The 26,766-nt window shown below is 58.8% G+C and carries 23 protein-coding genes; 3 read left to right on the top strand and 20 right to left on the bottom strand.

Going from position 1 to position 26,766, the window contains the following annotated elements:
* Positions 1-12: 12 nt before the first annotated feature.
* From nuoH to QFX16_RS18695, 16 genes are all read right to left on the bottom strand, one after another.
* Positions 13-1,020 carry an NADH-quinone oxidoreductase subunit NuoH gene (nuoH, locus tag QFX16_RS18770; RefSeq protein WP_008146046.1) on the bottom strand — a complete coding sequence of 336 codons (1,008 nt, stop codon included), beginning with the start codon at positions 1,018-1,020 and terminating at the stop codon, positions 13-15.
* Positions 1,017-3,731, bottom strand: a complete 2,715-nt coding sequence (gene nuoG / locus QFX16_RS18765) for an NADH-quinone oxidoreductase subunit NuoG (protein WP_283180870.1) — start codon at positions 3,729-3,731, stop codon at positions 1,017-1,019. The genes nuoH and nuoG overlap by 4 nt, the downstream gene beginning before the upstream one ends.
* A gap of 137 nt (positions 3,732-3,868) precedes the next feature.
* Positions 3,869-5,224: an NADH-quinone oxidoreductase subunit NuoF gene (nuoF, locus tag QFX16_RS18760; protein ID WP_283180869.1), complete on the bottom strand. Its 1,356-nt coding sequence runs from the start codon at positions 5,222-5,224 to the stop codon at positions 3,869-3,871.
* Positions 5,221-5,718, bottom strand: coding sequence for an NADH-quinone oxidoreductase subunit NuoE (gene nuoE, locus QFX16_RS18755; RefSeq protein ID WP_008146039.1), 498 nt, complete (start codon positions 5,716-5,718; stop codon positions 5,221-5,223). Before nuoE ends, nuoF begins: the two co-directional genes overlap by 4 nt.
* A 2-nt stretch (positions 5,719-5,720) precedes the next feature.
* Positions 5,721-7,505 (bottom strand): NADH-quinone oxidoreductase subunit C/D, encoded by a 1,785-nt coding sequence (gene nuoC / locus QFX16_RS18750; RefSeq protein ID WP_008146037.1) that lies wholly within the window; start codon positions 7,503-7,505, stop codon positions 5,721-5,723.
* Positions 7,506-7,577: 72 nt separating this feature from the next.
* Positions 7,578-8,252, bottom strand: coding sequence for a NuoB/complex I 20 kDa subunit family protein (locus tag QFX16_RS18745; protein WP_008146035.1), 675 nt, complete (start codon positions 8,250-8,252; stop codon positions 7,578-7,580).
* Between the two features lie 10 nt (positions 8,253-8,262).
* Positions 8,263-8,676 carry an NADH-quinone oxidoreductase subunit A gene (locus QFX16_RS18740; protein WP_003223812.1) on the bottom strand — a complete coding sequence of 138 codons (414 nt, stop codon included), beginning with the start codon at positions 8,674-8,676 and terminating at the stop codon, positions 8,263-8,265.
* A 539-nt stretch (positions 8,677-9,215) separates the two neighbouring features.
* Positions 9,216-10,541, bottom strand: a complete 1,326-nt coding sequence (aceA, locus tag QFX16_RS18735; RefSeq protein ID WP_282377694.1) for an isocitrate lyase — start codon at positions 10,539-10,541, stop codon at positions 9,216-9,218.
* Between the two features lie 475 nt (positions 10,542-11,016).
* A complete protein-coding gene (locus tag QFX16_RS18730) occupies positions 11,017-11,778 on the bottom strand; it encodes a secretin N-terminal domain-containing protein (protein ID WP_283180868.1) in 762 nt (253 codons plus the stop codon).
* Positions 11,779-11,940: 162 nt separating this feature from the next.
* Positions 11,941-12,366, bottom strand: coding sequence for a GNAT family N-acetyltransferase (locus tag QFX16_RS18725; protein ID WP_123366301.1), 426 nt, complete (start codon positions 12,364-12,366; stop codon positions 11,941-11,943).
* Positions 12,359-13,528: a ribosomal protein uL16 3-hydroxylase gene (locus QFX16_RS18720; RefSeq protein ID WP_283180867.1), complete on the bottom strand. Its 1,170-nt coding sequence runs from the start codon at positions 13,526-13,528 to the stop codon at positions 12,359-12,361. The genes QFX16_RS18725 and QFX16_RS18720 overlap by 8 nt, the downstream gene beginning before the upstream one ends.
* An 86-nt stretch (positions 13,529-13,614) precedes the next feature.
* A complete protein-coding gene (gene purB, locus QFX16_RS18715; protein ID WP_283180866.1) occupies positions 13,615-14,985 on the bottom strand; it encodes an adenylosuccinate lyase in 1,371 nt (456 codons plus the stop codon).
* 126 nt (positions 14,986-15,111) lie between these two features.
* Complete coding sequence (gene hflD, locus QFX16_RS18710; protein ID WP_283180865.1) at positions 15,112-15,735, bottom strand: high frequency lysogenization protein HflD; 624 nt, start codon at positions 15,733-15,735, stop codon at positions 15,112-15,114.
* Positions 15,732-16,856 (bottom strand): tRNA 2-thiouridine(34) synthase MnmA, encoded by a 1,125-nt coding sequence (mnmA, locus tag QFX16_RS18705; protein WP_283180864.1) that lies wholly within the window; start codon positions 16,854-16,856, stop codon positions 15,732-15,734. The genes hflD and mnmA overlap by 4 nt, the downstream gene beginning before the upstream one ends.
* A gap of 59 nt (positions 16,857-16,915) precedes the next feature.
* On the bottom strand, positions 16,916-17,362 hold the full coding sequence (locus QFX16_RS18700; RefSeq protein ID WP_149630301.1) for an NUDIX hydrolase: 447 nt from the start codon (positions 17,360-17,362) through the stop codon (positions 16,916-16,918).
* 217 nt (positions 17,363-17,579) lie between these two features.
* On the bottom strand, positions 17,580-19,805 hold the full coding sequence (locus tag QFX16_RS18695; protein ID WP_283180863.1) for an NADP-dependent isocitrate dehydrogenase: 2,226 nt from the start codon (positions 19,803-19,805) through the stop codon (positions 17,580-17,582).
* A gap of 495 nt (positions 19,806-20,300) precedes the next feature.
* On the opposite strand from QFX16_RS18695, the gene icd reads away from it, so the two are divergent.
* Entirely contained in the window at positions 20,301-21,557 is a 1,257-nt protein-coding gene (gene icd, locus QFX16_RS18690) for an NADP-dependent isocitrate dehydrogenase (RefSeq protein WP_283180862.1), read from the top strand.
* 63 nt (positions 21,558-21,620) lie between these two features.
* Here icd and QFX16_RS18685 read toward each other — a convergent pair whose 3' ends face one another.
* Positions 21,621-21,911 (bottom strand): cold shock domain-containing protein, encoded by a 291-nt coding sequence (locus tag QFX16_RS18685; RefSeq protein WP_283180861.1) that lies wholly within the window; start codon positions 21,909-21,911, stop codon positions 21,621-21,623.
* Positions 21,912-22,136: 225 nt separating this feature from the next.
* On the opposite strand from QFX16_RS18685, the gene clpS reads away from it, so the two are divergent.
* Complete coding sequence (gene clpS / locus QFX16_RS18680; RefSeq protein WP_027925124.1) at positions 22,137-22,499, top strand: ATP-dependent Clp protease adapter ClpS; 363 nt, start codon at positions 22,137-22,139, stop codon at positions 22,497-22,499.
* 30 nt (positions 22,500-22,529) lie between these two features.
* Positions 22,530-24,800, top strand: coding sequence for an ATP-dependent Clp protease ATP-binding subunit ClpA (gene clpA / locus QFX16_RS18675; protein ID WP_283180860.1), 2,271 nt, complete (start codon positions 22,530-22,532; stop codon positions 24,798-24,800).
* A gap of 151 nt (positions 24,801-24,951) precedes the next feature.
* On the opposite strand, the gene infA is transcribed toward clpA, so the two are convergent.
* The 3 genes from infA to aat form a co-directional block, all read right to left on the bottom strand.
* Entirely contained in the window at positions 24,952-25,170 is a 219-nt protein-coding gene (infA, locus tag QFX16_RS18670; RefSeq protein WP_002553999.1) for a translation initiation factor IF-1, read from the bottom strand.
* Positions 25,171-25,281: 111 nt separating this feature from the next.
* Positions 25,282-25,989: an arginyltransferase gene (locus QFX16_RS18665; RefSeq protein WP_283180859.1), complete on the bottom strand. Its 708-nt coding sequence runs from the start codon at positions 25,987-25,989 to the stop codon at positions 25,282-25,284.
* 56 nt (positions 25,990-26,045) lie between these two features.
* Positions 26,046-26,726, bottom strand: coding sequence for a leucyl/phenylalanyl-tRNA--protein transferase (aat, locus tag QFX16_RS18660; RefSeq protein ID WP_283180858.1), 681 nt, complete (start codon positions 26,724-26,726; stop codon positions 26,046-26,048).
* Positions 26,727-26,766 lie beyond the last annotated feature (40 nt).

Here is a 26,766-nt window from a genome sequence, read left to right as displayed (position 1 = left end):
GATTCTCTATCCTCACTGAGCCGCGACGGCGGGCGTGTTGAGCAACACGATCGCAGCGGTCACCAGCATGTTGACGAGGGTCAGCGGCAGGCAGAACTTCCAGCTGAAATCCATCACTTGGTCATACCGTGGGCGCGGAATCGAGGCGCGCAACAGGATGAAGAACATGATGAAGAACGCGGTTTTCAGTGCGAACCAGATGAACGGGATCTGCGGCAGGATGCCGAACGGACCGTGCCAGCCACCGAAGAACAGGGTCACCAGCAGCGCCGAAATCAACACAATGCCGATGTACTCGCCGACGAAGAACATGCCCCATTTCATGCCGGCGTATTCAATGTGGTAACCGTCGGCCAGTTCCTGCTCCGCTTCCGGCTGGTCGAACGGGTGACGGTGAGTCACGGCGACGCCGGCAATGAAGAAGGTCAGGAAACCGAAGATCTGCGGGATGACGAACCACAGGTTCTGCGCCTGGTATTCAACGATGTCGCGCATGTTGAACGAGCCAACCTGGATCACGATGCCCATCAGCGACAGGCCCATGAACACTTCGTACGACACGGTTTGCGCCGAGGCCCGCAAGCTGCCCAGCAGGGCGAACTTGTTGTTACTCGACCAGCCGGCGAACAGCACCGCGTAGACCGACAGACCGGCCATGGCGAAGAAGAACAGGATGCCGATGTTGATGTCCGCCACACCCCAGGTCGGGGTGATCGGGATGATCGCAAAGGCAATCAGCAAGGCGCTCATGGCCACGACCGGCGCCAGGGTGAAGATCACTTTGTCGGCGAACGGCGGGGTCCAGTCTTCCTTGAAGAACATCTTGATCATGTCGGCCGCAATCTGGAACGCGCCGAACGGGCCGACGCGATTCGGACCGTAACGGTCCTGCCAGAGGGCGAGCAAACGACGCTCGACCCAGCTCAGCAGCGCGCCGCACACCACGACGGCGAGCAGAATCACGATGGCCTTGAGGACCGCGATGATCACGTCAATCACTTCAGGCGTGAACCAGGTCATTGAGCTGCCTCCTGCAGACCGTCAACGGATTTGCCAAAGATCGCTGGCGGAATGCCGGCGATACCGGCCGGCAATGCGACCAGACCGGCACCCAGCTCTTCGTTGATGCGCAGCGGCAGACGCAGGGTCTGGCCAGCAACGCTCAAGCTCAGCAGGGCGCCGTCATTGACACCCAAACGGTCGGCTTCGGATTTGGCCAGCGACACGTAAGCGGCCGGGATGCGTTCCTGAACCGGCGCGGCTTTGGAAGAGTTCTCTTCGCTGCCGAATAGGTGGAAGAACGGCACAACTTGCCAAGTGCCCGGAGCCGGGTTGAACGCACGCGGAACACTGGCGAACCAGTTCAGCGAGTCACCGGTGCTTTCGATCAGGCGGGTGCCCGGGTCGCCAGCGCGGATATGACCACCGACTTCGTCCTGGAACTTGTTCCAGGCTTGCGGCGAGTTCCAGCCCGGAGACCAGGCGAATGGCACTTGCTGACGCGGTTCGACCGAGCCCGAGTAACCTTCCATGGAGAACGAGAACGCGGTGTCGTTGTCCTGGGAAGTACGCGGTTCGTGCACGCTGATGTCGGCGCGCATGGCGGTACGACCGGAGTAACGCAGCGGTTCACGAGCCAGTTTCAGGCCTTTGATGCGGAACGCGGCGGACGGTGCGGCGGTGACAATGCCGGCCAGTTGCGGAGTGCTTGCGGCACAGGCAGCAGTGACGTGGTCCAGTTGGGTCCAGTCGATCGGCTGGTTCAACAGGGTGGCGCGCAGGGCATGCAGCCAGCGCCAGCCTTCGTGAACCATGATGCTCGCATCCAGGTAAGTCGGGTCGAAGACCTGGAAGAAACGCTGGGCGCGGCCTTCCTGGCTGACCAGCGTACCGTCGCCTTCAGCGAAGCTGGCGGCTGGCAGAACCAGGTGCGCGCGATCGCTGGTGGCGGTCTTCTGATGGTCCGCGACGATCAGCACTTTCGCGGCGTTCAGGGCTGCATCGACACGGGCTTTGTCGGTACGGGTGTACAGATCGTTTTCCAGCACGACGATGGCGTCAGCTTTACCGTCGATCACGGCTTGCAGCGCGGCATCGACCGAGTCGCCACCGAGCATGGCCAGGCCGAGGCTGTTGGCCTCTGGCACGATCAGGCTGATGGAACCGTTTTTCTCGCGCAGCTTCAGCGCTTTGGCGATGTTCGCCGCGGCTTCGATCAGCGCCTTGGAACCCAACGAGGTACCGGCAATGATCAGTGGGCGCTTGGCAGCGAGCAGGGCATCGGCGATACGCTTGGCCAGCTCCAGAGCTTCAGCGTCCAGACCTTCAACGGCAGGCGCGCTGGCGTCGAGGGCGTGAGCCACGGCGAAACCGATGCGGGCCAGGTCGTCTGGCGCGGCGTGAACGCATTCTTCAGCGATGTCGTCGAGCTTGGTTTCGGCCAGGCTGGCGATGAACAGCGGGTTCAGCGCGTTCTGACCGATGTTCTTCACGGCGGCGTCGAGCCAAGGCTGAACGCGCATGGCGTCGGCCATGTCTTCGGCTTTGCCTTTAACCGATTGACGCAGGGACAGGGCCATGCGCGCAGCAGTCTGGGTCAGGTCTTCACCGAGGACGAAGATCGCGTCGTGGTCTTCGATGTCGCGCATGTTCGGGATCGGCAGCGGGCTGTCTTTGAGCACCTGCATGACCAGACGAATGCGTTCCAGCTCGGCAGCTTCGATACCAGAGTAGAAGTGCTCGGCGCCGACCAGTTCGCGCAACGCGTAGTTGCTTTCGAGGCTGGCGCGTGGCGAACCGATACCGACGATGTTACGACCGCGCAGCAGATCGGCGGCTTTATCCAGCGCTTCGTCGAGGGTCAGCTTGGCGCCGTTGGCCAGCAATGCCTGACGCGGGCGATCCTTGCGGTTGACGTAGCCATAGCCGAAACGGCCACGGTCGCACAGGAAGTACTGGTTTACCGAACCGTTGAAACGGTTTTCGATACGACGCAGTTCACCGTAACGCTCGCCCGGGGAGATGTTGCAACCGCTGGAGCAGCCATGGCAGATGCTCGGCGAGAACTGCATGTCCCACTTGCGGTTGTAGCGCTCGGAGTGAGTCTTGTCGGTGAACACACCGGTCGGGCAGACCTCGGTGAGGTTGCCGGAGAACTCGCTTTCCAGGGTGCCGTCTTCAACGCGACCGAAGTACACGTTGTCGTGGGCGCCGAATACACCGAGGTCGGTGCCGCCGGCGTAGTCTTTATAGAAGCGCACGCAACGGTAGCAAGCGATGCAGCGGTTCATTTCGTGGGAAATGAACGGGCCCAGTTGCTGGTTCTGGTGGGTACGCTTGGTGAAGCGATAACGGCGCTCGTTGTGGCCGGTCATCACCGTCATGTCTTGCAGGTGACAGTGACCGCCTTCCTCACAGACCGGGCAGTCGTGAGGGTGGTTGGTCATCAGCCATTCAACGACGCTGGCGCGAAACACTTTCGCTTCTTCGTCGTCGATGGAGATCCAGCTGCCGTCGGTAGCTGGCGTCATGCACGACATGACGATCCGACCACGCTTGTCGTTTTCGTCGGTGTACTGCTTGACCGCGCACTGGCGGCAAGCGCCAACGCTGCCGAGGGCTGGGTGCCAGCAGAAATAAGGGATATCGAGGCCTAGCGACAGACATGCCTGTAACAGGTTGTCTGCCCCATCGACTTCGAGCTCTTTGCCGTCTACGTGGATAGTGGCCATGGTTCAAAGTTCTTCGTTGGCCCGGTGTCAGCGGGCGTGGCTAATGGAATCTTGTTATTCGCGTGAATCAACACAGCCGCTTGCGGCGTCATCACACGACAAAGCGAAGGGCACGGACCCTTCGCTTTTTTAAGCGTTTACGCGCCGACTACGATCGGCCTTGCCAGAGGCGGGACGACGGCGCTGGTAGGCGCGATGCCGGCTTCGAACTCATGGCGGAAGTATTTGATTGCGCTGCCCAACGGCTCCACGGCGCCCGGTGCGTGAGCACAGAAGGTCTTGCCTGGGCCGAGGAAACCGACCAGACCCAGCAGGGTCTCGATATCGCCGGCTTGCCCTTCACCGTTCTCGATGGCGCGCAGAAGCTTGACGCTCCACGGCAAACCGTCACGGCACGGGGTGCAGAAGCCGCAGGATTCGCGGGAGAAGAACTCTTCCATGTTGCGCAGCAGGGAAACCATGTTGACGCTGTCGTCCACCGCCATGGCCAGGCCGGTACCCATACGGGTGCCCACTTTGGCGATGCCGCCGGCGTACATTTGTGCGTCCAGGTGTTCCGGCAACAGGAAACCGGTACCGGCGCCGCCTGGCTGCCAGCACTTGAGCTTGTAACCGTCGCGCATGCCGCCGGCGTAGTCTTCGAACAACTCGCGACCGGTGACGCCGAACGGCAATTCCCACAGGCCCGGGTTCTTGACCTTGCCGGAGAAGCCCATGAGCTTGGTGCCCATGTCTTCACTGCCTTCACGTGCCAACGATTTGTACCACTCCACGCCGTCGGCAATGATCGCCGGCACGTTGCACAGGGTTTCAACGTTGTTCACGCAGGTCGGCTTGCCCCACACGCCAACGGCGGCCGGGAAGGGCGGCTTGGAGCGCGGGTTGGCGCGGCGGCCTTCGAGGGAGTTGATCAGTGCGGTCTCTTCACCGCAGATGTAACGCCCGGCGCCGGTGTGGACGAACAGCTCGAAATCGAAGCCACTGCCCAGAATGTTTTTACCCAGCAGGCCCGCTGCCTTGGCTTCTTCCACGGCACGGTTCAGGTGCTTGGCGGCGGTGGTGTATTCGCCACGCAGGAAGATGTAGCCACGGTAGGTTTTCAGCGCGCGAGCACTGATCAGCATGCCTTCGATCAGCAGATGGGGCAGTTGCTCCATCAGCATGCGGTCTTTCCAGGTGTTCGGTTCCATCTCGTCCGCGTTGCACAGCAGGTAGCGGATGTTGATGGATTCGTCTTTGGGCATCAGGCCCCACTTAACGCCCGTGGGGAAGCCTGCACCGCCGCGACCTTTAAGACCCGAGTCTTTCACGGTCTGGACGATGTCGTCCTGAGCCATGTCGGCGAAGGCCTTGCGCGCAGCCGCGTAACCGTTCTTGGCCTGGTACTCGTCGAGCCAGACAGCTTCGCCGTCGTCACGCAGACGCCAGGTGAGCGGGTGAGTCTCGGCCGAACGCTTGATGCGGTTGGCTGGACCGAAGGAAGTCAGGGTCATACGTAGCCCTCGAGCAATTTGGCAACGCCGGCAGGCTGCACATCACCGAAAGTGTCGTCGTCGATCATCAACGCCGGCGCCTTGTCGCAGTTGCCGAGGCAGCAGACCGGCAGCAGGGTGAAACGACCGTCGGCGGTGGTCTGACCCAGGCCGATGCCCAGATTGCTCTGGATTTCGCTGACTACCGATTCATGGCCGCCGATGTAGCAGACCATGCTGTCGCAGACGCGAATGATGTGACGGCCGACCGGCTGACGGAAGATCTGGCTATAGAACGTCGCCACGCCCTCAACGTCGCTGGCCGGGATGCCGAGGATCTCGCCGATGGCGTAGAGCGCGCCGTCAGGCACCCAGCCACGTTCCTTCTGGACGATCTTCAGGGCTTCGATCGACGCCGCGCGCGGGTCTTCGTAGTGATGCAGCTCGTGCTCAATGGCCGAGCGCTCGGTTTCGCTCAGGGCGAAACGGTCTGTCTGGATAAGCGTGCTGTTCATGCTTAGCGGTCCACGTCGGCCATAACGAAATCGATACTACCCAGGTACGCGATCAAGTCCGCGACCATGCTGCCTTTGATCACCGAAGGGATCTGCTGCAGGTGCGGGAAGCTTGGGGTGCGAATCCGGGTGCGGTAGCTCATGGTGCCGCCATCGCTCGTCAGGTAATAACTGTTGATGCCCTTGGTCGCTTCGATCATCTGGAAGGATTCGTTGGCCGGCATGACCGGGCCCCACGAAACTTGCAGGAAGTGCGTGATCAGGGTCTCGATGTGCTGCAGGGTGCGCTCTTTCGGTGGCGGTGTGGTCAGCGGGTGATCCGCCTTGTAAGGGCCTTCCGGCATGTTGCGCATGCACTGCTCGATGATCTTCAGGCTCTGGCGCATTTCTTCGACGCGCACGATGCAACGGTCGTAGGCATCGCCATTGGCCGCCAGCGGCACTTCGAATTCGAAGTTCTCGTAACCAGAGTACGGACGAGCCTTGCGCAGGTCGAAATCGCAACCGGTCGAACGCAGGCCGGAACCGGTGACGCCCCATTCCAGGGCTTCTTTGGTGTTGTAGGCGGCGACGCCGATGGTCCGGCCACGCAGGATGCTGTTGTCCAGTGCGGCTTTCTGGTATTCGTCCAGACGCTTTGGCATCCACTCGATGAAGTCTTTCACCAGTTTTTCCCAGCCGCGCGGCAGGTCGTGAGCGACGCCACCGATGCGGTACCAGGCCGGGTGCAGACGGAAGCCGGTAATGGCTTCGATCACCGTGTACGCCTTTTGACGGTCGGTGAACGTGAAGAACACCGGGGTCATTGCACCGACGTCCTGGATGTAAGTCCCCAGGAACAGCAGGTGGCTGGTAATCCGGAAGAACTCGGCCATCATGATGCGGATGACGTCGACCTTCTCGGGCACCTTGATGCCGGCCAGCTTCTCGACCGAGAGCACGTACGGCAGGTTGTTCATCACGCCGCCGAGGTAGTCGATACGGTCGGTGTACGGAATGAAGCTGTGCCAGGACTGACGCTCGGCCATCTTCTCGGCACCACGGTGGTGGTACCCGACGTCCGGTACGCAATCGACGATCTCTTCACCGTCCAGCTGCAGAATGATGCGGAACGCACCGTGCGCGGAAGGGTGGTTAGGACCGAGGTTGAGGAACATGTAGTCCTCGTTCGCACCGGAACGCTTCATGCCCCAGTCTTCAGGCTTGAAGCGCGCGGCTTCTTCCTCAAGCTGTTGCTTGGCCAGGGTCAGGCTGAACGGGTCGAACTCGGTGGCACGGGCCGGGAAGTCCTTGCGCAGCGGGTGACCTTCCCAGGTCGGCGGCATCATGATGCGGGTCAGGTGCGGGTGACCGGCAAAGTTGATGCCGTACATGTCCCACACTTCACGCTCGTACCAGTTGGCGTTCGGCCAGATGCCGGTCACGGTCGGCACGCTGAGGTCGCTCTCGGACAAGGCGACCTTGATCATTACGTCACTATTACGTTCGATCGACATCAAGTGATAGAACACAGTGAAGTCGGCGCCGCTAGGCAGCCCTTGACGCTTGGTGCGCAGACGCTCATCCACGCCGTGCAGGTCATAGAGCATGACGTACGGCTTGGGCAGGTTGCGCAGGAAGGTCAGGACTTCGACGAGTTTGGCGCGGGCAACCCAAAGCACCGGCATGCCGGTGCGGGTAGGCTGGGCGGTGAACGCCTCGGGGCCAAAACGATTGTTCAGTTCGACGACCACATCCTGGTCGTCTGCCTTATAAGGCGGGATGTACAGAGCACTGCCTGTAGTCATGGTTATTTATCGCTTTCGGTCAACGTAAAGAATGAAGCCAGTGTCTCGTTCTATAAAAGAAGCAGATCTGGATCAGACTTCGTCGGGGCTGCGCAGGTTGGTGACTGCGATTCGCTGTTCGCGGCGCTGTTCCTTTTGCGAAGGCATCTCGGCGCGGTACACGCCTTGATCGCCGACGACCCAGGAAAGTGGGCGACGCTCCTGTCCAATCGACTCCTGCAAAAGCATCAAGCCTTGCAGAAAAGCTTCAGGGCGGGGCGGGCAGCCAGGCACGTAGACGTCCACGGGCAGGAACTTGTCCACCCCTTGAACGACGGAGTAGATGTCGTACATGCCACCGGAGTTGGCGCACGAACCCATGGAGATAACCCATTTAGGTTCGAGCATTTGCTCGTAGAGACGCTGAATGATCGGCGCCATCTTGATGAAGCAGGTACCGGCGATAACCATGAAATCCGCCTGACGCGGCGATGCCCGGATAACCTCGGCGCCAAAGCGCGCGATGTCGTGGGGCGCCGTGAAGGCGGTGGTCATTTCCACGTAGCAGCACGAAAGACCGAAGTTGTACGGCCACAGGGAGTTCTTGCGCCCCCAGTTGATCGTGCCGTTAAGCACGTCTTCGAGCTTGCCCATGAAAATGTTTTTGTGGACTTGATCTTCTAACGGATCGGAAACGGTTTCCCGTTCGCCAATCGGATACTGCTCGTTAGGAGCATCGGGGTCGATCCTGGTGAGATTGTATTGCATTGCCAAAGCCTCATTGTTTCAGCTTCGCTTGCCGCTTACGACGAGCTTCAGGAGCCCAGTCAAGGGCGCCCACTCGGAATAGGTAGACAAGGCCTGCCAACAGAATTGCTATGAAAACGAGAGCTTCGACGAATCCGGTCCAGCCGCTTTCGCGGACGGACACAGACCAGGCAAAGAGAAAAAGGGCTTCGATATCGAAGATCACGAAGAGCATCGCGACCAGATAGAATTTTGCAGAGAGCCGCAGACGGGCGCCACCTGTAGGCAGCATGCCGGATTCGAACGGTTCGTTTTTGCTGCGGCCCCAGGCTTTTGACCCGAGGAGGCTGGAGACGCCGAGCATGAAGGCACAAAGGCCGACGACGCCCAGAAGGAAAATGGCAAAGCCCCAGTTGTGGGCCATGAGTCCTGTCGCTTCGGGCATGCTGGTAATCCTTAACAGAGAGCAAAGGTCTCTGAGCTTGAAAAGAAACAAAGCAGTGACGATATGTCGCAGCAATCAATCCCGCTGATTTTATGGCACATCACCGTGCAAGTAAAATTCAGATAGCGAAATTATTTAATAGAATAAGGACATAGCGCACCTCCAAGGCCCCGCAGCCCATGCGCTGCGGGCATTAGCCGGGATTTCATCAATATTGTTTTGTAGGGAATGTAACGAACATAGTTGCGGCTAAATGATAATCAATATTGTTTGGGTCTGTTTTTAAACTGTTTAACGGGTGGGTGGCTGGGAAGTTGTCATATAGGCGCGTTACTACAAGTAGCGCTCGGGGTAGTTTTACCTTCTTTTCGTGCTCGAAAAACTGCTCTGGATCAATGATTTTCAGCGCTTTTTGTGGGAGCGTGCGAGTGAAATCGCGGGCAAAAAAAACGCCCCGAACCAGTCGGGGCGTCAGATGTGCGACGTTGCGGTTAGCTTTCTATTCGGTCCGCAACGGCCGTTTGCTCAGGTGAAGCAGATCAGTGGAACTGTTCTTCTTCAGTCGAACCGGTCAGCGCGGTCACCGAAGACGAGCCACCTTGAATAACGGTGGTCATGTCGTCGAAGTAGCCGGTGCCCACTTCCTGCTGGTGAGCCACGAAGGTGTAACCCTTGGCAGCGTCAGCGAACTCTTGCTCTTGCAGCTTCACGTAGGCAGTCATGTCGTTACGGGCGTAGTCGTGCGCCAGGTTGAACATGCTGTGCCACATGTTGTGAATGCCGGCCAGGGTGATGAACTGATGCTTGTAGCCCATGGCGGACAGTTCGCGCTGGAACTTGGCGATGGTCGCGTCGTCCAGGTTTTTCTTCCAGTTGAAGGAAGGCGAGCAGTTGTACGACAGCAGTTGGTCCGGGTATTCCTTTTTGATCGCTTCAGCGAAGCGACGAGCCTCGTCCAAATCCGGCTTGGCGGTTTCGCACCAGATCAGATCGGCGTACGGCGCGTAGGCCAGGCCGCGGGAGATCGCCTGGTCAAGACCAGCTCGCACTTTGTAGAAACCTTCCTGAGTACGTTCGCCAGTCACGAACTCTTTGTCGTACGGGTCGCAATCGGAAGTCAGCAGGTCAGCCGCGTTAGCGTCGGTACGGGCCAGAATGATGGTCGGAGTACCGGCAACGTCAGCCGCCAGACGGGCAGCGGTCAGCTTCTGTACAGCTTCCTGGGTAGGAACCAGTACCTTGCCGCCCATGTGGCCGCATTTTTTCACGGAAGCCAGTTGGTCTTCGAAGTGAACGCCGGCGGCGCCTGCTTCGATCATGCTCTTCATCAACTCGTAAGCGTTCAGTACGCCGCCGAAACCGGCTTCAGCATCAGCCACGATCGGAGCGAAGTAGTCGATGTAGCCTTCATCGCCCGGGCCTTTGCCGGCTTTCCACTGGATCTGGTCAGCACGACGGAACGAGTTGTTGATGCGCTTGACCACGGTTGGAACCGAATCCACCGGGTACAGCGACTGGTCCGGGTACATCGATTCGGCGGAGTTGTTGTCCGCAGCGACTTGCCAGCCCGACAGGTAGATCGCCTGGATACCGGCTTTAACTTGTTGTACAGCCTGGCCGCCGGTCAGGGCGCCCATGCAGTTGACGAAATCTTTCTCAGGACGGAAGGACGGCTTGGCGCCCTGGGTTACCAGGTTCCAAAGCTTCTCGGCGCCCAATTTTGCAAAGGTGTGCTCAGGTTGAACCGAGCCACGCAGGCGGACGACGTCAGCAGCGGAGTAAGCGCGTGTCACGCCTTTCCAGCGTGGGTTTTCAGCCCAATCTTTTTCGAGGGCTGCAATTTGCTGTTCGCGTGTCAGTGCCATGGAGATAAACCTCGTCGCGTCTTTTACGGAAAGTTGTTCTGCGGTGGAAAATTCATGCGCTCGCTGACCAGAAGCTTAGTTGGTCAAGTCGGATTCGGCGGGGATGGCGACGGGATGAACGATGGGCTCGAGGGGAAGTGAGCAGGTAAGGGCGAACTGGCGAGCGCATTCGGGCGTCGTGGGCCTTGGTACGAACTTCAGTGTGGAGCCGGGTTACCTAATTACGCTTCCGTCCCTCGGGACAACTTCGTTCCAGTCGGCAACCTCGTCAAACACACCTTGTGGGCGGTACAGACACGAAGCGGCTCGCGGGGTAGGTGCGAACGGCGCCTCGAAGGCCCTTGCCAGGGCCCCTGATTAGCGGGAGCGAGGCCATCATGCCTTCGCTTTTTTGTATCGTCAAACGTTTTGTAGTGCTTTTTTTATGGCACTACATCTTTGGTCTAATACGACTAATCAGTCAGTTTTCGGTGGTTTAGTCCAAAGTATCGACTTTCACCCGCAGGGTCATGTCATCTCGGCCCTGAGTCGAGTAGCTGCGGGTCTGGCCCTGTTTGTCGGCCTGAGTCTGGCGGTTCACGCCGGCCAGGGTGATCCATTCACCCAGTCGTCCAGTGACAGTTGTGTCGGTACTTTGCACATTCACTACATCGGGACGTTCTTGGCTCATGCGGTCACGATTGGTGCTGATCGCCAGGTGAACGATGTCGCCGGTGACGCTGGCGGTGACGTAGAAACCCTGGGTGACGTTGCGGTATTCGGTCTGGCTTCGCAGATCGCCGTAGGAATCAGTCTGAGTGCTGGTGAGCGGAACGCTCTGGCCGACCTGGATCAGTGCCGGCGCCCCTTCGCTGGCCTGGACCTGCTGAATCCCGCCGTCACGGCTGTCGGTGCTGCGATTGATGATGCGGGTCTGACTCGGTTTCGCGCCGTTTACCGAGTAACCCTGATCGCCCTGGAAGTTGTTTTCGTTGGTGTCGACAGTGATCAGCAGACGTTTGGCGGCCACATCGAGTTGCGTGATCAAGGCTTTAAGTTCGTCGATCTTGCGCTGATCGGCATTAACGATCAGTTGGTTGCCGTAAGCACTGACCTGGCCATCCTTACCGATGAAATCCTGGGCCATCGGCAGCATGTCGGCACTGGTGCGGTAGTTCAGTGGCACGATCTCGGTGGCGGCCATGACCGAAAAACTGCAGGTCAGCAGCAGCGTGGTGAGCAGGGTGCGTAGGGACATATCCGTTATCTCCGACATCTTGAAGTGTTGATATTGCCAGTTTGTCGGCCTGGCGTGGGGCAAGTTGAATCGTAGACAGCAAAACGCCCCGGCATCCGAAGATGGCGGGGCGTTTTGTGGTGTTCCCTGTGGTGAGGGGGCTTGCCCCCTCACCACAAAGTCTCAAGCGGAGTGCCGCACCATGTCCACATGCGGAATGCCTGCTTCCAGGAATTCCTCACTGACCAGGCTGAAGCCCAGGCGCTCATAGAACGCCGTGGCCTGTACCTGTGCGCTCAACATCTGCTGCTTGAGCCCGCGCTTCTCGGCTTCACCGATCACCGCTTGCATCAGCGCATCGCCGACTTTCAATCCGCGCCAGTCTTTCAGTACCGATACCCGGCCGACGTGGCCGTCGGGCAGCAAGCGAGCGGTGCCAATCGGAAAGTCGCCTTCGAAGGCCAGAAAATGCACCGCCGTTGCGTCATCAGCATCCCATTCCAGTTCAGGCGGAACGGATTGCTCGGCGATGAACACCGTCTCACGAATGCGCCGGATCTCGGCGATGTCCTTCTGCCAGTCTGCGACACGTACGTGAATTTTATTCATCAGCAAACCCCAGGCTGCCTTGCTTGACCAGTTCACACAGCAGGCCGCGACCGTCTTCGTCGTTCAGCCACTGGCCAAGGTTGTCGGTGTGCAGGGCGTCGGCGGCGCAAATCATTTTCAGCAGCTCGCGCAGTTTGCCCGGCAGGTAACGGCTCTGGCCGCTGGCGAACAGCAGCAGGTCGTCATCGACTTCGGACCAGGCCATGCGCGCGCTCGGGTTGCGGATCAGCACAGCGCCTTGTTCCAGGCTGGCGAGGAAGTCTTCTTCTTCGACTTCTTCCGGGCCGACCACCAGTTCCGGGTAGCGCGGTTCGGTCATGTATTGGCCGAACCAGGTCAGCAGCAGGCGCTCGTCGCTCATGTGCTCGGCCAGCAAAGCCTTCAAGCGATCAAGGGCGTCGTGCTGAATCTGGTGTGGATCGACCGCCGGCAGGGCGTCGGCGTCGGTGTAGCGCTCTTCGTCAGTCAGGAACTGGCTGAGGAAGTCGGTGAAGTGAGTCAGCACTTCAGAGGCGCTCGGGGCGCGGAAGCCGACCGAGTAGGTCATGCAGTCATCCACCGCAACGCCGCAATGGGCCAGGCGCGGCGGCAGGTAGAGCATGTCGCCCGGTTCCAGGACCCACTCGTCGGTGGCTTCGAAGTCGGCGAGGATGCGCAGGTCTGCGTGGGGCAGCAGCTTGCTCTCGGAGTCGCACATCTGGCCGATCTTCCAGTTACGCTTGCCGTGACCTTGCAGCAGGAACACATCGTAGTTATCAAAGTGTGGACCGACGCTGCCACCCGGGGCGGCGAAGCTGATCATCACGTCGTCGACGCGCCAGCTCGGCAGGAAGCGGAAGTTCTCCAGCAGTTCGCTGACTTCCGGCACGAATTGGTCGACCGCTTGCACCAGCAGGGTCCACTCGGTTTCCGGCAACTTGCTGAATTCGTCTTCGGCGAACGGGCCGCGACGCATTTCCCAAGGACGCTCGCCGTGCTCGATCACCAGGCGCGATTCGACTTCTTCTTCCAGCGCCAGGCCGGCCAGTTCGTCGGCGTCGATCGGGCTTTCGAATTCAGGAATCGCCTGACGGATCAGCAGGGGTTTTTTCTGCCAGTAGTCGCGCAGGAATTCGCGCGCCGTGATGCCGCCCAGAAGTTGAAGAGGAATATCAGGATTCATGTGTAACCTATTGAAAAAATGCACTTTTCAGACGGGAATAAAAACGCCCGGCGCTGCCGGGCGTCTCAAAAGGGTAAAGCGGTCGATCAGATGCGTTTGGCTTGCTCTACAGCGTTACCGATGTAGTTCGCCGGGGTGAGCAGTTTCAGCTCGGCCTTGGCGGCGGCTGGCATGTCCAGACCGTCGATGAAAGTTTGCAGTGCTTCAGGGCTGATGCCCTTGCCACGGGTCAACTCTTTCAGTTTTTCGTACGGGTTTTCGATGTTGTAGCGACGCATCACGGTCTGGATTGGCTCGGCCAATACTTCCCAGCACGCGTCCAGGTCAGCAGCAATTTTCTGAGCGTTGAGCTCCAGTTTGCTGATGCCTTTGAGGCTGGCTTCGTACGCGATCACGCTGTGGGCGAAGCCGACACCGAGGTTGCGCAGTACGGTGGAGTCGGTCAGGTCGCGCTGCCAGCGGGAAATCGGCAGCTTGCTCGCCAGGTGCTGGAACAGTGCGTTGGCGATGCCCAGGTTGCCTTCGGAGTTCTCGAAGTCGATCGGGTTGACCTTGTGCGGCATGGTCGACGAACCGATTTCGCCAGCGATGGTGCGCTGCTTGAAATAACCCAGGGAGATGTAGCCCCAGATGTCGCGGTCGAAGTCGATCAGGATGGTGTTGAAGCGCGCGATCGCGTCGAACAGCTCGGCGATGTAGTCGTGCGGTTCGATTTGTGTGGTGTACGGGTTGAAGCCCAGGCCCAGCTCGTCTTCGATGAAGGCGCGGGCGTTCTCTTCCCAATCGATCTCAGGGTAGGCCGACAGGTGAGCGTTGTAGTTGCCCACAGCGCCGTTGATCTTGCCCAGCAGCGGAACGGCCGCGACTTGAGCGATTTGACGCTCCAGACGGTACACCACGTTCGCCAGCTCTTTGCCCAGGGTGGTCGGCGAAGCCGGTTGACCGTGGGTGCGCGACAGCATCGGCACGTCAGCGAAACGGATGGCCAGTTCGCGGATGGCTTCGGCGGTTTGGCGCATCAGCGGCAGCATCACGTCATCACGGCCTTCGCGCAGCATCAGGGCGTGGGACAGGTTGTTGATGTCCTCGCTGGTGCAGGCGAAGTGGATGAATTCGCTGACCTTGGCCAGTTCCGGCAGCTTGGCCGCTTGCTCTTTGAGCAGGTATTCGATGGCTTTTACGTCGTGGTTGGTGGTGCGCTCGATCTCTTTGACACGCTCGGCGTGCTCCAGAGCGAAGTTTTCCGCCAGGGTGTTCAGCACAGCGTTGGCTTCGGCGGAGAACGCCGGCACTTCGTTGATACCAGGATGAGCGGCCAGGCGCTGGAGCCAGCGCACTTCAACCAGAACGCGAGCACGGATCAGGCCGTATTCGCTGAAAATTGGGCGCAGGGCCTGGGTTTTGCCGGCGTAGCGGCCGTCAACAGGGGAAACCGCAGTGAGCGAAGAAAGCTGCATGGGGTGTTCTCGGACAGTCGGGCAACGAAATGGGGCGCGTATCATACATGAAAAAATCCGCCGGTCCGTTGCCAACTGACCAGCGTCTTACGCGTTACAAATTACAAACGGTCTTGCGGGCGCGGTTCAGTTGCTGCGCATCAGCGGGTAAAGCTCTTTCAGCAACTTGCGACGGCTGATCACCAGCTGCCAGCGGTGACCGCCCAACTGCCGCCACAGGCGCGCCGAACGAATTCCGGCCAGCAACAGGGCGCGGATTTTCGAAGCGTTGCTTGGTTGCTGCAGATTGCGCATGTCGCCGTGGACCTGAATTCGTTGGCGCAGGGTACTCAGGGTGTCCTGGTACAGCGCACCGCAGGCAGCAATCACGTTTTCGTGCGCCGGACCGAAGTGCTCGACCTGGGACTGAATCTGCGGCAAGCGTTTGCCGATCTCGTCCAGCATGTCGTTGCGCTTGGCCAGTTGACGCTCCAGGCCGAGCATCGCCAGCGCATAACGCAGCGGTTCGCGCTGCAGGGTGCTTGGGTCGCGCTCAAGGGCGCCGATCAACGCGCGATAGCCTTCACGCAGGTTGATGTCGTCGCCGCCGTAGACCTCAAGCGTGTCCTTTGGGTCGCGAATCAGCAGGCTGCCGAGCATGCAGGTCAGGCCTGCTTCGGTGGTCTGGCCGGTCTTGGCGATCTTGTCGACCAGCACGGCGGCGAGGAATACGCCGCCCAGTGCCGTCAGTTGCTCCTGAGTGGGGTTCATGCCTTGCTGCTCCATGGCTCGGCCACTTCGATCACGCCGCCGCCGAGGCAGATCTCACCGTCGTAGAACACCACGGACTGGCCCGGGGTGACCGCGCGTTGCGGGTCATCGAAGGTGGCGCGGTAGCCAGTGGCGGTCTTTTCCAGCGTGCAAGGCTGGTCGCTTTGGCGATAGCGGACTTTAGCGGTCAACCGGCGCGGTTCGCTCAGATCGATCGGGTTGACCCAATAGATGTCAGAAGCGAGCAGGGCGCGGGAGAACAGATACGGGTGGTCATTGCCCTGGCCAACGATCAGCTCGTTGTGTTCCAGGTCCTTGATCAGCACGTACCACGGCTCGTCACTAGCATCTTTCAAGCCGCCGATGCCCAGGCCCTGACGCTGGCCAATGGTGTGATACATCAAGCCGTGGTGACGGCCGATGACTTCGCCTTCGGTGGTCTTGATCTCGCCTGGCTGGGCCGGCAGGTACTGCTTGAGGAAGTCGCTGAAGCGGCGCTCGCCGATAAAGCAGATCCCGGTGGAATCCTTTTTCTTTGCGGTGGCGAGTTCGTGTTTCTCGGCAATCGCGCGGACTTCGGGTTTTTCCAGCTCGCCGACCGGGAACAGGGTCTTGGCGATCTGTTCACCGCCGACGGCGTGCAGGAAGTAACTCTGGTCCTTGTTCGGGTCCAGGCCCTTGAGCAGTTCGGTACGGCCATCGATGTCGCGGCGGCGCACGTAGTGACCGGTGGCGATCAGGTCGGCGCCGAGCATCATGGCGTAGTCGAGGAACGCCTTGAACTTGATCTCGCGGTTGCAGAGGATGTCCGGGTTTGGCGTGCGACCGGCCTTGTATTCGGCCAGGAAGTGCTCGAACACGTTGTCCCAGTACTCGGCGGCGAAGTTGGCGGTGTGCAGCTTGATGCCAATCTTGTCGCACACGGCCTGGGCGTCCGCCAGGTCATCCATGGCGGTGCAGTATTCCGTTCCATCGTCTTCTTCCCAGTTCTTCATGAACAGGCCTTCCACCTCATAACCCTGCTCGATCAGCAAGAGAGCGGAAACGGAAGAGTCCACGCCGCCGGACATGCCGACAATGACGCGCTTCTTTTGTGTGTCAGAAGGGGCTGGATCACGCATAGGGATTCAATGAGTGTCTTGAAAAAGGACGCGATTCTAACAGGCCGAAGCCCGCAAGGCTAAAGAGAAGGGCGGATCAGTTCGAGGCCGAAGAGTTTGCCGTCCAGATAATCATCAATACAACGGATGATCAGCTCACTGCGCCAGTTTGCGCGCTGTGCCAGCAGTTCGTCACGCGTCAGCCATTTTGCGCCGACGATGCCGTCGTCCAACTGATAGTCGGGGTGATGTTTGAGCGGTTTTGCGGTGAAGCAGACCCGCTGATAAGTCACGCCATTGCTCGGGGCGGTGTAGAGGTAAATGCCTACCACGCCGGTCGGCTCGACATCCCAGCCGGTTTCTTCGAGGGTTTCGCGTACGGCGGCCTCGATCAGGGTTTCGTCCGGGTCCAGATGGCCGGCGGGCTGGTTGAGCACCGTTCGTCCGCCCTTGGATTCTTCGACCATCAGGAAGCGGCCGTTGTCTTCGACGATGGTCGCGACGGTGATGTGGGGTAGCCAATCCATGAGACTTCCTCAATTTTTTATGTTGGAACAAAGATCAATGTGGGAGCGAGCCTGCTCGCGAAAGCGGTGGGCCAGTCAATATTGATTTTGAATGATAAACCGCATTCGCGAGCAGGCTCTCTCCCACATTTGATCCGGTTTCCACAGGTAAAAATGTGTAAACGCTACAAACAGAAACCCCGGCGCAGGGCCGGGGCTTCTTTGCATCCTTACAACCTTAAACCAACGCAGCGATCGCGGCGTTGAAAGTGTTGCTTGGGCGCATGGCCTTGCTGATCAGCTCGGCATTGGCATGGTAGTAACCGCCGATGTCCACTGGCTTGCCCTGAACGGCGTTGAGCTCGGCAACGATGGTTGCTTCGTTCTCGGTCAGGGTTTTGGCCAGTTCGCCGAACTGCGCTTGCAGTGCAGCGTCTACGGTCTGGGCAGCCAGGGCTTGTGCCCAGTACAGCGCCAGGTAGAAGTGGCTGCCGCGGTTGTCGATGTTGCCGACTTTGCGCGATGGCGACTTGTTGTTGTCCAGGAACTGGCCAGTGGCCTGATCCAGGGTCTTGGCCAGAACCAGCGCCTTAGGGTTGTTGTACGTCACACCCAGGTGCTCCAGGGACGCGGCCAGGGCCAGGAACTCGCCCAGGGAATCCCAGCGCAGGAAGTTTTCTTCCAGCAGCTGCTGAACGTGCTTCGGTGCCGAACCGCCGGCGCCGGTTTCGAACAGACCGCCGCCGTTCATCAGTGGAACAATCGACAGCATCTTGGCGCTGGTGCCCAGTTCCATGATCGGGAACAGGTCCGTCAGGTAGTCGCGCAGTACGTTGCCGGTCACCGAGATGGTGTCCTTGCCTTCGCGGGTACGACCCAGAGTGAAGGCCATCGCGTCGACTGGCGACATGATGCGGATGTCCAGCCCTGAGGTGTCGTGATCCTTCAGGTAAGCCTGAACTTTCTCGATCACAACGCCGTCGTGAGCGCGCATTGGGTCCAGCCAGAAAATGGCTGGAGTCGCGCTTGCGCGAGCACGGTTGACGGCCAGTTTGACCCAATCCTGAATCGGCGCGTCTTTGGTCTGGCACATGCGGAAGATGTCGCCGGCTTCAACCGACTGTTCCAGCAGAGTGCGACCGGCACCGTCGGAAACCCGAACTACGCCGTTGGCCTTGATCTGGAAAGTCTTGTCGTGCGAGCCGTACTCTTCGGCTTTTTTCGCCATCAGGCCAACGTTTGGCACGCTGCCCATGGTGGTTGGATCGAAAGCACCGTTAGCCTTGCAGTCTTCGATTACCGCCTGGTAGATGGTGGCGTAGCAGCGATCCGGGATCACAGCCTTGGTGTCGTGCAACTGACCGTCAGTGCCCCACATTTTGCCGGAGTCACGGATCATCGCTGGCATCGAGGCGTCGACGATAACGTCGCTCGGCACGTGCAGGTTAGTGATGCCTTTGTCGGAGTTGACCATGGCCAACGACGGACGAGCGGCGTAGACCGCCTGGATATCCGCTTCGATCTGCGCTTGTTGCTCTGCTGGCAAAGCCTTGATGCGAGCGTACAGGTCGCCGATGCCGTTGTTCAGGTTGAAGCCGATCTGTGCCAGCACGTCAGCGTGCTTGGCCAGTGCGTCTTTATAGAACTCGGCAACGATCTGGCCGAACATGATCGGGTCGGAGACCTTCATCATGGTGGCTTTCAAGTGAACCGACAGCAGCACGCCTTTTTGCTTGGCGTCTTCGATCTCGGCAGCGATGAAGCTGCGCAGAGCGTTTTTGCTCATGACCGCGCAATCGAGGATCTCACCGGCTTGTACGGTGGTTTTTTCTTTCAGGACGGTGGTGGTGCCGTCTTGAGCGATCAGTTCGATTTTGACGGCGTCAGCGGCGTCGATCAGGGCAGCTTTTTCGCTGCCGTAGAAATCGCCGGTGCTCATGTGTGCGACGTGGGACTTGGAGTCCGCAGCCCAGGCGCCCATTTTGTGCGGGTGCTTGCGTGCGTAATTCTTGACCGATAGCGGTGCACGACGATCGGAGTTACCTTCACGCAGAACCGGGTTCACGGCGCTGCCCTTGATCTTGTCGTAACGCGACTTGGCGAGCTTGTCGGCGTCGCTGGTCACGGTTTCCGGGTAGTCAGGCAGTGCGAAGCCCTGGGCTTGCAGTTCCTTGATCGCGGCTTGCAGTTGCGGAACCGACGCGCTGATGTTCGGCAACTTGATGATGTTGGCTTCAGGCGTAACGGCCAGGTCGCCCAGTTCGGCGAGGTGGTCGGCTACGGCTTTGTCACCCAGTTGCTCGGGGAAGCTGGCCAGGATGCGCCCTGCAAGAGAGATATCGCGGGTTTCCACGGCGATATCAGCGGAGGCGGTGAAGGCCTCTACGATAGGCAACAGTGAATAGGTGGCGAGGGCGGGAGCTTCGTCGGTGAAGGTATAGATGATCTTCGAGCGGGTGGGCATATTCGGATTAACTCTCTCTTCTTTGCTAAAGCGTGCGCAGAAAAACTCGAGGGCGCCGGGTAAGCGCGTTCGTTCAAAGTCATCCATGAGCCGAATGTCGAGATTTCTTCGCGGTGATGTTGGGTGCATCAGTCGAGCGTCAAGCGGGTGGACTGCGGTAGCGGTCCCGCTTTTTCGGGCCCAAAGTCTCGTCGTAGAGAGATCGGCCGTCGTGACTCTGTGGTCAGCGGGCGGCATTATACATAGGTAGCTGGCAATCTGCCGATGGTTCATGCGCAACGATTTTCGTCCATTGGTCTAAAGGTCGCAGGGGCGAGGGGGGCGTAGAGTCTTGCACCGTGCTTGAGTTTGGCGCTTTTCCCTTTGCTTTCAGGCTTGTACACCGCGAACTGTGCAGCTTTGCGGTAGATGGATAGAACAGAGGGTTTGCGTGCCGATTTAACTGGGGTACGCTCGAACGAAGCCAGATGTTCAATCCAAACAATGGAGTTCAGCATGGGATACAAGAAGATTCAGGTTCCAGCAGTCGGCGACAAAATCACCGTCAACGCGGACCATTCTCTCAATGTTCCTAACAACCCGATCATCCCCTTCATCGAAGGTGATGGTATTGGCGTTGATATCAGCCCGGTCATGATCAAGGTTGTCGATGCTGCTGTTAAGAAGGCTTACGGCGGCGAGCGCAAAATTTCCTGGATGGAAGTCTACGCCGGGGAAAAAGCGACTCAGGTTTACGATCAGGACACCTGGCTACCCCAGGAAACCCTGGACGCGGTCAAGGATTACGTGGTTTCCATCAAGGGCCCTCTGACCACCCCGGTCGGTGGCGGCATCCGTTCCCTGAACGTGGCCCTGCGTCAACAACTCGACCTTTATGTGTGCCTGCGCCCGGTGCGCTGGTTCGAAGGCGTACCTAGCCCGGTCAAGAAGCCAGGCGACGTCGACATGACGATCTTCCGTGAGAATTCGGAAGACATCTACGCCGGTATCGAATGGAAAGCCGGTTCGCCGGAAGCGACCAAGGTCATCAAGTTCCTCAAAGAAGAAATGGGCGTTACCAAGATCCGTTTCGACGAGAACTGCGGTATCGGCATCAAGCCGGTTTCCCTGCAAGGCACCAAGCGTCTGGCGCGAAAAGCGCTGCAGTATGTGGTCGACAACGACCGCGACTCGCTGACCATCGTGCACAAAGGCAACATCATGAAGTTCACCGAAGGTGCCTTCAAGGAATGGGCCTACGAAGTGGCGGCTGAAGAGTTCGGCGCGACCCTGCTCGATGGCGGTCCGTGGATGCAGTTCAAAAACCCGAAAACCGGCAAGAACGTCATCGTCAAAGACGCCATCGCCGACGCCATGCTCCAGCAGATCCTGCTGCGCCCGGCCGAATACGATGTGATCGCGACCCTGAACCTGAACGGCGACTACCTCTCCGACGCTCTGGCGGCAGAAGTGGGCGGTATCGGTATCGCACCGGGTGCCAACCTGTCTGACACCATTGCGATGTTCGAAGCGACCCACGGTACTGCGCCGAAGTACGCTGGCAAGGACCAGGTCAACCCGGGCTCCCTGATCCTGTCCGCTGAGATGATGCTGCGCCACATGGGCTGGACCGAAGCTGCCGATCTGATCATCAAGGGCACCAACGGCGCGATTTCCGCCAAGACCGTGACCTATGACTTCGAACGTCTGATGGAAGGCGCGAAACTGCTGTCTTCGTCCGCGTTCGGTGATGCGCTGATTTCGCATATGTAAGCGAGTCGGCACAAAAAAACCGCCTTTGGGCGGTTTTTTTATGACTGGATGACGGGTTCGAACTTATGCCTTAACAGTCTGCTGGTCGGTGGGCGCAGTGACGGGTTGCGTCTCTTTGGGGGCGCTGATATTTTTGGCGTGCAGGCCTTTTGGGGCCTGCTCAATTTCAAAACTTATCACCTGCCCAGCCTTGAGCGTCTTATAACCGTCCATTTCAATGGCCGAATAATGAGCAAAAAAATCAATCTGGTGGCCATCCTCGTCGAAACCTTCTTTGGCTTCGGTATTGATGAAGCCAAATCCCTTGGCATTGTTGAACCATTTGACCTTGCCGCTGACCTTGACGCCTGACATACCCATATCCCTCTGCAACAGACTCCATCACTGGAGTATCATCCAGTACATCCGCAGTCATTTCCTGGAAATAAGATTGACTCCGCGGACCTTTTTTACCCACTGTGGGCTCTATTGGTTGTAACACCGTTTTCCCGATAGTCAAGGTGACCGGGCAGTCGGAGTTGAAATCGCCCATAGCCGCCCCCACCACTGTATTTGCACAACTGACGAACCTTTCTTTCCATGCATGCAATCAGCCAGATTCGACTAACATTCAATCAGGATCACCCTGATTCACACGACGACGATTCCGCAGGCATTGCTGTTCAGGAGGCAAAGCCTGCTTTACAGGCGCCGCCGATGTACAAGGTGGTTTTGTTTAATGATGACTACACACCGATGGATTTCGTCGTCGAAGTGCTCGAGGTGTTTTTTAACCTGAATCGCGAGCTGGCGACCAAGGTCATGCTGGCCGTCCACACAGAAGGACGGGCAGTATGTGGAGTGTTTACCCGCGACATCGCCGAGACTAAGGCCATGCAGGTCAACCAGTACGCCAGGGAAAGCCAGCATCCGCTACTCTGTGAAATCGAGAAGGACGGTTAATCGCCGACCACTTGGGTATGAGGTGAAGCTATGTTAAACCGCGAGCTCGAAGTCACCCTCAATCTTGCCTTCAAGGAGGCCCGTTCGAAGCGTCATGAATTCATGACCGTCGAGCACCTCCTGCTGGCCCTATTGGACAATGAGGCTGCCGCCACCGTTTTGCGTGCCTGCGGCGCAAACCTCGACAAACTCAAGCACGATCTGCAGGAGTTCATCGACTCCACCACGCCATTGATCCCCGTTCATGACGAGGATCGTGAGACCCAGCCAACCTTGGGCTTTCAGCGTGTTCTGCAACGTGCTGTCTTTCACGTACAGAGCTCGGGCAAGCGCGAAGTGACTGGCGCCAACGTACTGGTCGCGATCTTCAGTGAGCAAGAGAGTCAGGCGGTGTTCCTGCTGAAACAGCAGAGCGTTGCGCGCATCGATGTCGTCAACTACATCGCACACGGCATTTCCAAAGTGCCGGGGCATGGCGATCACTCTGAAGGTGAACAAGATATGCAGGACGACGAGGGCGGTGAGTCTTCTTCTTCAGGCAATCCTCTGGATGCTTATGCCAGCAACCTCAACGAACTCGCGCGCCAGGGTCGAATCGATCCATTGGTAGGCCGTGAGCTGGAAGTCGAGCGCGTTGCGCAGATCCTGGCGCGTCGTCGCAAAAACAATCCGTTGCTGGTGGGCGAGGCGGGCGTGGGTAAAACCGCGATTGCCGAAGGCCTGGCCAAACGCATTGTCGACAACCAGGTGCCGGACCTGCTGGCTAACAGCGTGGTGTATTCCCTCGATCTGGGGGCCTTGCTGGCCGGGACCAAATACCGCGGCGATTTCGAGAAGCGCTTCAAGGCGCTGCTCAATGAGCTGAAAAAACGTCCGCAAGCGATCCTGTTCATCGACGAAATCCACACCATCATTGGTGCGGGTGCCGCGTCCGGTGGCGTCATGGATGCCTCGAACCTGCTCAAGCCGCTGCTGTCGTCGGGTGATATCCGTTGCATCGGTTCGACCACGTTCCAGGAATTTCGCGGGATCTTCGAGAAGGACCGTGCCTTGGCACGACGCTTCCAGAAGGTCGATGTGTCGGAGCCTTCGGTAGAAGACACCATCAGCATCCTGCGCGGCCTGAAAGGGCGTTTCGAAGCGCACCACGGCATTGAATACAGCGATGAAGCCCTGCGTGCGGCGGCTGAGCTGGCCTCACGCTACATCAATGACCGGCACATGCCGGACAAGGCCATCGACGTCATCGACGAGGCGGGTGCCTACCAGCGTCTGCAACCGATCGAGAAGCGTGTAAAACGTATCGAAGTGCCTCAGGTCGAGGACATCGTTGCGAAAATCGCGCGGATTCCACCTAAGCACGTCAACAGCTCCGACAGAGAGCTGCTGCGTAACCTTGAGCGTGACCTGAAACTGACAGTGTTTGGCCAGGATGCCGCGATCGACTCACTGTCGACTGCGATCAAACTGTCCCGTGCCGGCCTCAAGTCGCCTGACAAGCCAGTCGGTTCGTTCCTGTTCGCAGGGCCTACCGGTGTCGGTAAAACCGAAGCGGCGCGTCAGCTGGCCAAGGCGTTGGGCATCGAGCTGGTTCGCTTCGACATGTCCGAGTACATGGAGCGCCACACCGTATCGCGTCTGATCGGTGCACCTCCAGGTTATGTTGGGTTCGACCAGGGCGGTCTGCTGACCGAAGCCATCACCAAGCAGCCTCACTGCGTGCTGTTGCTCGATGAAATCGAGAAGGCGCATCCGGAAGTCTTCAACCTGCTGCTGCAGGTGATGGACCACGGTACGCTGACCGATAACAACGGGCGCAAGGCGGATTTCCGTAACGTGATCGTCATCATGACGACCAACGCCGGTGCCGAAACGGCAGCTCGCGCTTCGATCGGTTTCACCCATCAGGACCACTCGTCCGATGCGATGGAAGTGATCAAGAAGAGCTTCACGCCAGAGTTCCGCAACCGTCTGGACACCATTATCCAGTTTGGTCGCCTCAGCCATGAGGTCATCAAAAGCGTGGTGGACAAGTTCCTTACCGAGCTTCAGGCGCAGCTGGAAGACAAGCGCGTGCAGCTGGAAGTGACGGACGCGGCGCGCAGTTGGCTGGCAGCCGGCGGCTACGACTCGGCAATGGGGGCTCGGCCGATGGCGCGTTTGATCCAGGACAAGATCAAGCGTCCGCTGGCGGAAGAGATTCTCTTTGGCGAACTGGCCGACCATGGTGGTGTGGTTCACATCGATCTCAAGGACGGCGAGCTGACCTTCGACTTCGAGACCACGGCTGAAATGGCCTGACAGTTATCGCAAGAAAGCAAAAGGCGCCGAAAGGCGCCTTTTTGCTGTCCACCGGATCTACACCGATCCCCTGTGGGTTTCCGACGGCAGCTGTTAAACCCCGGACACACAAAAACGCCCGGCATAAACCGGGCGTTTTGTATTGACTTGATTAGCGAGCGCGGTAAGTGATGCGCCCTTTGCTCAAGTCATAGGGCGTCAGCTCGACGCGCACTTTGTCGCCGGTAAGAATACGAATGTAGTTCTTGCGCATCTTGCCGGAGATATGCGCGGTTACGACGTGCCCATTTTCCAACTCCACACGAAACATGGTGTTGGGCAGGGTGTCGACGACAGTGCCTTCCATTTCGAAGCTGTCTTCTTTCGACATGCAGTAAAGCCCTCGGTGTCCAATGAATGGCCCGGTGCAACTGCGCCAGGCAAAAGCGGCGTGCATTGTGCCCGAAAAATGGGGTTTAAGCCAAGGGGTTTACGGCTTGCTTTAGTTCAGGATGACCCAGCGCTGATTAATCAGCAGTTCGATAGGGCGATATTGAGTCTTGTAGCTCATCTTTTTGCAGTTTTTGATCCAATAGCCCAGATAGACGGCTTCCAGCCCCAGACGCTGAGCCTCGGTGATTTGCCAGAGAATCGCATAGCGCCCCAGGCTGCGGCGTTCTTCAGCGGGCTCGTAGAAGGTATAAACCGCCGACAGACCGTTCGGCAGTAAGTCGGTGACGGCCACTGCCACCAATCGTCCTTCGAGGCGAAATTCGTAGAACCGGGAAAACGGCAAGTCACGTACCAGGAACGTCGCAAACTGATCGCGACTCGGCGGGTACATATCGCCATCGGCGTGACGCTGTTCGATATAGCGCTGATAAAGGTCGAAATACTCTTCGCTGAACCCTGGCCTGGCGGGACGTATCTGCAAGTCGGCATTGCGCTTGAAGATGCGTTTCTGCTGGCGGTTGGGCGAAAATTGCGGCACCGGGATGCGCGCCGGCACGCACGCGTTGCAATTCTGGCAATGGGGCCGGTAAAGATGATCGCCGCTGCGACGGAAACCCATTTCAGACAGGTCTGCGTAGACATGCACATCCATGGGCTGACTAGGGTCGAGAAACAGGGTTGTGGCCTGTTCCTCGGGCAGATAACTGCAAGAGTGGGGCTGAGTGGCATAGAACTTCAAGCGCGCCAACTCGGTCATGATCAACCCTCGGGATAGCTTTTGAATTAAGTGTAAGCCACGCGCGCAAAAGTCGCTCAGCAAACCCAGGTTGCACGGCTGGGTTGATCCAGATGCTGCGCAAGGTAGTCGGCAAACTCGCTGCGTGGAATCGCTCGGGCGCCGAGGCTGTGCAGATGATCGGTAGGCATCTGGCAGTCGATCAGCACAAAGCCTGAGTCTTTCAGATGTCGGACCAGTGCGGCAAAGCCATATTTCGAGGCGTTGTCGGCGCGGCTGAACATGGATTCGCCGAAAAACAGCTGCCCCATTGCCAGGCCATAGAGCCCGCCGACCAATTCGCCCTGGTCCCAGACTTCCACCGAATGCGCGTAGCCACGCCTGTGCAGCTCGAGGTAGGCGTTCTGCATGGCTTCTGTGATCCAGGTGCCGTCGGCGTAATCCCGAGGCGCGGCGCAAGCGCGGATGACCGCGGCAAAATCCTGATCAAAGGTCACTTGATAGCGTTGCTGGCGCAGCAGTTTGTTCAGGCTGCGCGAGACATGCAGTTCGTCGGGAAACAGTACGGTGCGCGGATCCGGCGACCACCAGAGAATCGGCTGGCCTTCCGAGAACCACGGAAAACAGCCGTGGCGATAGGCCTGAATCAGACGATCGGCGGACAGATCCCCGCCCGCGGCCAACAGCCCGTTGGGATCGCGCATGGCTTTTTCCAGGGGCGGGAAGGTCAGGGTATTGCGTTGTAACCAAGTCAGCATGGCATCCGGGCTTGCAGAAGGGGAGGGCAGTGGCGGGCTG

Source organism: Pseudomonas svalbardensis (assembly GCF_030053115.1).
Lineage (GTDB): Bacteria > Pseudomonadota > Gammaproteobacteria > Pseudomonadales > Pseudomonadaceae > Aquipseudomonas > Aquipseudomonas svalbardensis.
The sequence above is the reverse complement of the archived record's forward strand: the minus strand, read 5'-3'. Positions and strand labels throughout refer to the sequence as shown.